Annotated in this window: 1 protein-coding gene; it reads left to right on the forward strand. The window is 59.0% G+C overall.

Translation table 11 applies throughout. The features are described from left to right. Positions 1–187: 187 nt before the first annotated feature. Positions 188–775, forward strand: a complete 588-nt coding sequence (locus tag DW037_RS10420; protein WP_147352031.1) for a hypothetical protein — start codon at positions 188–190, stop codon at positions 773–775. Positions 776–916 lie beyond the last annotated feature (141 nt).

Below are 916 nucleotides of genomic sequence, written 5' to 3' on the forward strand. Positions count from 1 at the left end.
ATCTTCATCCGGCCTGTCATTATTAATCTAACGATGCTTTGGGAAATGTAGGTGCTTCTAAATGTACTGTCGACTTCTTCTCAAACTAATCCTAAGAGACAGGGCCGTATGGATCTCTACGCTCGTTCTTGCCGCAGCCTTCTCCATCCCCATTGCGTTCAATTCACCCATTTACGGACCCTTCTTTATGAAGCAGGGCATGCAGAGCTTTGTCGACGCATTCAATACGCGCGCGCCCCAGGCCAGCGGCACAGACCTATCTCCAGAGCAGCAAAATGACGCGGAGCTTGCAAGATACGCGAACGCCGCCCTTGCCGCTCAAACCGACGCCGCCTTTCTCGATTCTGCCGAGAGCTACTACGCGCTCATGGGCGAAGGCTTCCAATCCGGGTCCATCGTGGGAGACCAAGAGACCAATGACGCAGCGCTCGCATATTGCCGTGCCCTGAGCAGCTCCGGCATCACGGATATCCCGGCCTCCGCAAACGACCTGCCATTCCTTTCCTTCCTGCCTTACGCCGTTGCCACGGCGCCGTCTTTCCTTCCCTTCATCCCCTTCCTTCTCTCGTCGATACTCGTGCTCGGCGCCACAAGGCCCGGGACCCTGGCGGCAAAGGCGCCCGTGCCCAAATTCCGGCGCCTTATTCAGATCGTGTTTTCGATAATCGTCGCGGGGACCGCGATGCTCCTCGCCGGCCTCGCACCCGGGGGGCATTTACGCCTTGGTCCTAAACGGCTTCGGGCAAATTGGGTACCCGATCGCCTTCTTCCATGACGGCGCGCTTACCACCACGACCGCGGGAAACGTCTTCACAGCCCTGCTTCTCGCGCTGCTTGCGGGCGGAACCTTGATATCCGTTTGCTCCGCCGTCCTATCGACCGCAACGAGGCGCGTCCTCGCGGGCCCCCTTACCTC

Source organism: Collinsella sp. AF39-11AT, assembly GCF_003474585.1.
Lineage (GTDB): Bacteria > Actinomycetota > Coriobacteriia > Coriobacteriales > Coriobacteriaceae > Collinsella.